5 protein-coding genes and 1 pseudogene are annotated in these 6,779 nt (G+C 71.7%); 2 read left to right on the forward strand and 4 right to left on the reverse strand.

Annotation, left to right across the window (positions count from 1 at the left end; genetic code table 11):
- The coding region (pyrE, locus tag DJ69_RS08800; RefSeq protein ID WP_180271773.1) for an orotate phosphoribosyltransferase at positions 1-454 on the reverse strand (454 nt) is incomplete at its 3' end.
- A 208-nt stretch (positions 455-662) separates the two neighbouring features.
- Here pyrE and DJ69_RS08805 point away from each other — a divergent pair.
- The gene (locus tag DJ69_RS08805) at positions 663-1,292 is read left to right on the forward strand and encodes a plastocyanin/azurin family copper-binding protein (protein ID WP_099255272.1); all 630 of its coding nucleotides are present in this window, start codon (positions 663-665) and stop codon (positions 1,290-1,292) included.
- Between the two features lie 32 nt (positions 1,293-1,324).
- Here the strand turns inward: DJ69_RS08805 and DJ69_RS08810 are convergent, their stop codons facing one another.
- Positions 1,325-2,374 (reverse strand): glycosyltransferase, encoded by a 1,050-nt coding sequence (locus DJ69_RS08810; RefSeq protein WP_099255273.1) that lies wholly within the window; start codon positions 2,372-2,374, stop codon positions 1,325-1,327.
- A gap of 136 nt (positions 2,375-2,510) precedes the next feature.
- On the opposite strand from DJ69_RS08810, the gene DJ69_RS08815 reads away from it, so the two are divergent.
- Positions 2,511-4,373, forward strand: coding sequence for a S9 family peptidase (locus DJ69_RS08815; RefSeq protein ID WP_099255274.1), 1,863 nt, complete (start codon positions 2,511-2,513; stop codon positions 4,371-4,373).
- Between the two features lie 84 nt (positions 4,374-4,457).
- Here the strand turns inward: DJ69_RS08815 and DJ69_RS08820 are convergent, their stop codons facing one another.
- Positions 4,458-5,243: an aldo/keto reductase gene (locus DJ69_RS08820; RefSeq protein ID WP_099255276.1), complete on the reverse strand. Its 786-nt coding sequence runs from the start codon at positions 5,241-5,243 to the stop codon at positions 4,458-4,460.
- A gap of 123 nt (positions 5,244-5,366) precedes the next feature.
- Positions 5,367-6,779 (reverse strand): annotated as a pseudogene (locus DJ69_RS08825) (heavy metal translocating P-type ATPase); the annotation flags it as partial.

Genomic DNA, 6,779 nt, shown 5'->3' on the forward strand with positions numbered 1-6,779 from the left:
CGCGGTCGACGACCACGAGCACGCGGTTCACCGTCGCACCCGCCTCGCGGAGCGCTTCGACGGCGTCGACCGCGGACTGCCCGGTCGTGGCGATATCCTCGATCACGACGACCTCCTCGCCCTCGTCGAGCCGCCCCTCGATGCGGTTGCCCGTGCCGTACTCCTTCGCCTGCTTGCGCGCGATGACGTACGGGCGCCCCAGCTCGGCGGCCGTCACGGCCACGAGCGGGACCGCGCCCAAGGCGACGCCCGCGAGCTTCGCGTCCGTGTCGGCGAGCCGGCGGGCGAACGCCTCGCTCACGAGGGTCAGCGCGTCGGGGTCGGTCTCGAAGAGGTACTTGTCGACGTAGTAGTCGCTCGTCCCGCCGTGTGAGAGCTCGAACTCGCCGAACCGGACCGCGTCGGCCGCCCGCAGCGCGGCGATGAGCTCGCTCCGTCGCTCGTCGTCGGTCATACCGAGACAGCGCGCGGCGGCGACCATAAACGGGTCGGAACGCGAGCGAGACGCACCGTCGGTTGCCGGTGGCGCGTGGTCGGTCGGCCGCGACCGGCGATACCGATCCGCGTCACGCGCTCCCGCCGCCGGTCACCACGGCGATCACGGGTCACCGTCCCACGCTCGGATCAACATATTCACTACAGGCCGTCACAAACCGGGGTGTATGAGCACGGACGACGTCTCTCGGCGCAGGTTCATCCGGACCGCCGGCGGCGCGGCCGGCGTCGCGGGAGCGGCGGCGGCGACGACGGGGACCGCGGCGGCACAGGAGGAGAAGCCGGTCTGGCCGAGCGGAGCCAGCAGCGGGAACGTCGGGTCCTACCAGGACGCCCGCGGCGAGAGCGAGGTCACCGTTCAAGTCGGGGCCGGCGATCAGGGGCTCGCCTTCGACCCGACGCTGCTGTGGGTCGATCCCGGGACGACGATCACCTTCGAGTGGACCGGACAGGGCGGCTCCCACAACGTGCAGACCGTCGAGGGCCCGGCCAGCCTCGACAGCGGCGACCCGATCGGCGAAGAGGGGCACACCTACGAGTACGAAACCAGCGAGGAGGACGCCGGCATCACCCACTACCACTGTGTCCCGCACACCAATGTCGGCATGCACGCCGGCCTCGCGGTTGGCGGTGACATCGAGACCGAGACGGTTGGGGGTGGCGGTTCCGACGCCGTGTTCGTCCCGCAGGGCGCCCGTGCGCTCAGCGTCGCGACGTTCGTCGCGATGGTGAGCACGCTCGGACTCGCCTTCGTGTTCATGAAGTACGGCGGCACGATCACGCAGGACGACGAGTAGTCGCTCGCCGCAGCCCGCGCGGTTTTTCGGTCTCAGTTCTGATCCGAGAGCGCCCGATACGCGTCGACGACCCGGTCGAGCACCGCGTCGTGGTCGTAGGACGCGAAGTCGTGCTCGATGGACTTGCTGTCCAGGTCGCCGACGGCGACGAACTCGTCGGCGAGCTCTGCCGGGCTCGTGACGAGCCGCCCGCGTCGGCGCCCCTCCACGAGCTCGTGAGCGCTCGAATCCGCCTGGTACTCGACGAGGGCGACGCAGCCGCACGCCAGCGCCCACAGCAGGTCGGTCGCGAACGTCTCCCACGTCGCCGTCGCCACCGCGACGTGGGTCCCCTTGAACAGTTCCACCCGCTCGCGGAGGGGGAGGTCGCCGAGGAACGACACTCGGTCGTCGATCCGGAGGTCGCTCGCCATCGATTCGATCCGGGCGCGCTCGGGGCCGTCGCCGACGACGGCGGCGGTCCAGTCCCGGCCGCGAAGCTCCGCGAGCCCGAGCAGGAACGTCTCGACGTTGGCGTGACGGTCCAGTCGCCGGGCGTACACCGCGTCGAACCGGTCGTCGACGCCGGCCGATTCGACGAGGTCGAAGTCGATGCTCTCGGGGATCACCCGCACGTCCTCGCCGTCGGCGCCCTGCTCGCGGACCCGCGTCTTCGTCGTCCGCGACGGCGTCGTGACGGTGTCGGCCCACCGAGCGAGCAGCCGGTATCGCCGCCGGGAGTCGGCCGGGTGGTCGCGCCACCAGTCGACGAGGACGGGAGCGCGGGAGAGGACCCTCGCGACCGCCGCGCCGATTCCGGGCGTCGGCGGGGTGTTGACGGCGTGGACCACGTCGGGGTCGACCCGCCGGAGCGCGAGCGGAAGCCGCGCCGCGAACGCCGACGGCGACGGCTCGACGGTCACCGACCGGTAAGCGATCCCGTCGTCTTCGAAGGCGCCGTGGTCGCCGCCCCACCAGCGGGCGCAGAGCCAGACCACGTCGTGCCCGCGCTCGGCGAGCCCCCGCGCGATCCGTCGCGTCCGCGACCGCGCCGGCGTGTCGCCGTGGCCGGGTGCGAAAAGCGAGACGAACGCGACGCGCATACGCCGACCGGACGGCTGGGTCGGATAAAAAGACACGGCATCCGGCGGGGCGAAGGGGCGCCGACGGCGTGTGGACGGTCGCGCGACACGGTCTCCCACCCGAAACGGTTTCACAGCGCGCGGAGAACCGGACCGCATGCACCAGTACGACATCGAGCGATACCTCAACGTGCGGAACGCCGGCGGGGCGGATCTCGGCCCCGACGGGCGCCTCTCCTTCCTGTTGAACACCACCGGCACCGGACAGGTGTGGTCGCTCGACGAGCCGCTCGGGTGGCCCGAACAGCACACGTTCTTCGAGGAGTCGGTCTCGTTCGTCGACTCCTCGCCGGAGCGCGCCGAGGCCGTCTTCGGCATGGACGAGGGAGGGAACGAGCGCGCCCAGCTGTACCTGCTCAACTACGAGTCGGGCGAGATCACCGACCTCACCGCCCGCCCCGATGCGAAACACCGCTGGGGAGGGTGGGACGACGAGGGCGACCGCTTCGCGTTCGCCTCGAACCGCCGCGACGAGGCCGTCTTCGACGTGTACGTACAGGATCGGGACGCGATCGGCGACGGCGCCGAACGCGTCCACGAGGGCGACGGCTGGCTCTCGGTCGCCGGGTGGTCCCCGAGCGACGACCGGCTGATCGTCCACGAGGCGCACTCCTCGTTCGACCACGACGTGTACACCCTCGACCTCGCGAGCGGGGATCTGACACATCACACGCCCCACGAGGGGGACGTGCGCTACGGCAGCCCCGAGTGGGGGCCCGACGGCGAGGCGCTCTACCTCGTCACCGACCGCGACAGCGACACGCTCCGGCTGGAGCGCCTCGACCTCGCGACCGGCGAGTTCTCGGTGGTCGCCTCCGGGGAAGACGACGCCGATGACGCCGGGTCGGACGACGCGCCGGAAAAGCCCGGCGGCGACGACGGCTGGAACGTCGACGGCGTCGCGATCCACGAGGAGTCCCGCCGCGCGGTGTACTCGCGCAACGTCGACGGCTACACCGAGATCACGGTCGGCGAGCTGGTCGAGCCGGACCGGATCGACCCCTTCCCGTCCCCCGACCTCCCCGAGGGCGTCGCCGGCGGCGTGAGCTTCGGGCCGGACGGGAACCGCTTCGCGATCACGGCGACGGGGAGCACCCACAACGCGAACGTGTACGTCGTCGACGCGACGACGGGCGAGACGGAGCGCTGGACCGCCGCCTCGACCGCCGGCATCCCGCCGGACACGTTCGTCGAGCCGGAGCTGGTTCACTACCCCACCTTCGACGGGCGGAAGATCCCCGCGTTCTTCTCCGTGCCGGAGACGGAGCCGCCCGAGGGCGGCTACCCCGTGGTCGTCGACATCCACGGCGGCCCCGAGTCACAGCGTCGGCCCTCCTTCGCCTCCGTCAAGCAGTACCTGCTGAACAACGGCTACGCCGTGTTCGAGCCGAACGTCCGCGGCTCCTCGGGGTACGGCAAGGCGTACTCCGCGCTCGACGACGTGGAGAGGCGGATGGACTCGGTCGCGGACGTCCGGGCGGGCGTGGAGTGGCTCCACGACCACCCCGAAGTCGACCCCGACAGCGTCGTCGCCATGGGCGGCTCGTACGGCGGCTTCATGGTGCTCTCGGCGCTGACGGAGTACCCGGAGCTGTGGGCCGCCGGCGTCGACATCGTGGGGATCGCGAACTTCGTCACGTTCCTCGAGAACACCGGCGACTGGCGCCGGAAGCTCCGGGAGGCCGAGTACGGCTCGCTGGCCGACGACCGGGAGTTCCTCGAGTCGATCTCGCCGATCAACAACATCGAGGCGATCGAGTCGCCGCTGTTCGTCCTTCACGGCGCGAACGACCCGCGAGTGCCCGTCGACGAGGCCGAACAGATCGTCGAACGGGCGCGCGATCAGGGCGTTCCGGTGCGAAAGCTGGTCTTCGACGACGAGGGGCACGGCTTCTCGAAGTTAGAGAACCGCATCGAAGCGTACCGCGCGGTCGTCGACTTCCTCGCGGAGCACGTCTGAACGGGACCGGTCTCGGAGCGACCGTCCCGGCGGAGCGGAAACGTCGCGACCGACGCGACGGCGTGAGCGGGGAGCCCCGTTCGGCTACCAGTCCGGGCCGAAGTCCGGATTCAGCTGTCGGTCGGTCCGATCGAGGCCGTCGATCGTCTCGATGTCCTCGTCGTCCAGTTCGAGCCCGAGGCTCGCCCAGTTGTCGTGGATATGCGCCTCGCCGGTCGCCTTCGGGATGGCGGTGACGCCCTTCTCGCGGAGCCACGCGAGGCTCACCTGCGCCGCGCTGACGCCGTGCTTCTCGGCGATTTCGGCGATCGTCGGGTCGTCGAGGATCTCCCCGCGGGCGAGCGGCGAGTAGCCGACGAGCTCGATGTCGCTGGCGTCGGCGTACTCGCGCAGCTCCTCCTGTCGGAGCAGCGGGTGACACTCCACCTGGTTCGCGAACGGCGCCTCGCCGAGCGCGTCGGTCGCGGCGTCGAGGTGGTGGGGCTCGAAGTTCGAGACGCCGATCCGGTCGATGAGGCCGTCGTCGCGGAGCTCCGCGAACGCGGGCAGCGTCTCCGCGGGGTCGTACTCGCCGGCCGGCCAGTGGACGTACAGCAGGTCGGCGTACTCGGTGTCGAGCTTCTGCAGGCTCTCGCGGGTCGACGCCGCCACGTCCTCGGGCGCGAGGTTGTCGATCCACACCTTCGTGGCGAGGAACACGTCGTCGCGGGCAACGTCGGCGGCCGCGATCCCCTTCCCGACGGCGGCCTCGTTGCCGTAGATCTGGGCCGTGTCGACGTGACGGTAGCCCGCTTCCAACGCGGTGGTGACGGATTCGGTACACTGCGCGGGGTCGTCGTTCTCCCACGTCCCGAGCCCGAGCGCCGGCATCCCGTCGTTGGTCGGTACGTCGAAGGACTGCGGCTCCTGTGACATAGGTGAAGACAGTCGCGTGAGCCGAAAGTCCCTTGCGGTCGCGGCGGTCGGGGACCGCGAGCGAGCGATCCGAGCGCGTTAGTCGTCCAGCAGCGCCCGAGAGGAGTTCGTCACGACGAGCAGGCTGGAGGCGCCCATCGCCACGGCGGCGAACAGGGGGTTGAGCAGCCCGGTCACCGCGAGCGGGATCGCGACCGCGTTGTAGCAGAACGCCCAGCCGATGTTCCCCTTCACGCGTCGGCCCGCGGCCCGCGAGAGCTCGAAGACGGTCGCCACGGAGCCGAGGTCGTCGTCGACGATCGCCACGTCGGCCGCGTCGGCCGCCATCGCCGTCCCGCCGCCGAGCGCGACGCCGAGGTCCGCCGCGGCGAGCGCGGGCGCGTCGTTGGTCCCGTCGCCGACCATCACCGTCCGCCCGTGCGTTTTCAGCCGCTCGACCGTCTCGGCTTTGCCCTCGGGCGGCACGCCCGCGAACACCGACGAAATCGCGTCGTGCTCGCTGAAGACGGTCGCCGCGCGCTCGTCGTCGCCCGTCAGCACGACCACCTCGACGCCCGAGTCGGCGAGCTCGGTCACGGTCTCCTCCCACCCCTCGCGCAGCTCGTCGCCGACCACGACGACGCCCTCCGCGGCGCCGTCGCGACCGACCGCGACCGGGACGCGCCCCACGTCGCGGGCCGCCGCGACCGCCTCACGGACCCCGTCGGGGACCGCCCACCCGCGCTCGTCGAACAGGGCCGGGTGGCCGACGACGACCTCGACGCCGTCGGCGACGCCGGAGACGCCGCGGGCGTGGCTCTCGAAGTCGGTGACCGAGGCGGGGTCCTGCCCGCCGTCGGCGACAGCGGGCGACGCGGAGTCGGGATTCGCCGCGGCGTCGGCCGCTCCGGTGGCGCCGTCGCTCGCGCGCGCCGCGGCGATCGCCTGCCCGACCGGGTGCGCCGAGCGCTCCTCGACGGCGGCGGCGAGCCGGAGCAGGTCGTCGTCGACGTCGGCGGAGACGACTCGCATCTCGCCGGTCGTGAGCGTGCCCGTCTTGTCGAAGACGACGGTGTCGGCCCCGCGGAGGCGTTCGAAGACGGTGTCGTCGAAGATCACGATGGAGCGTTCGAGCGCGTCGCGGATCCCGGCGGCGACCGCGAGCGGCGTCGCGAGCCCGAGCGCGCACGGACACGAGACGATGAGCACCGTGAGTCACCCCGTTGCCGAGCGCGAGGTTCGCGCCCGCGGCGAGGAGCGCGACCGCGAGCACGGCCGGCACGAATATCGTCGCCAGCCGGTCGGCGAGCTTCTGGACGCCGTGGTTCCCGCTCTGGAGGTCCCAGACGAGCTCCGCGACGCGGTCGAGGCTGGAGGTCGCGTCCGGGCCGACCTCGACCGTCAGCGAGCCGTCGGCGACCACGGAGCCGCCGACCACGGCGTCGCCGGGCGTCTTCCGGACCGGCATCGACTCGCCCGTGACGACCGACTCGTCGACGGCGGCGTCGCCCG

It is taken from the genome of Halorubrum persicum, assembly GCF_002727125.1.
Taxonomy (GTDB): domain Archaea; phylum Halobacteriota; class Halobacteria; order Halobacteriales; family Haloferacaceae; genus Halorubrum; species Halorubrum persicum.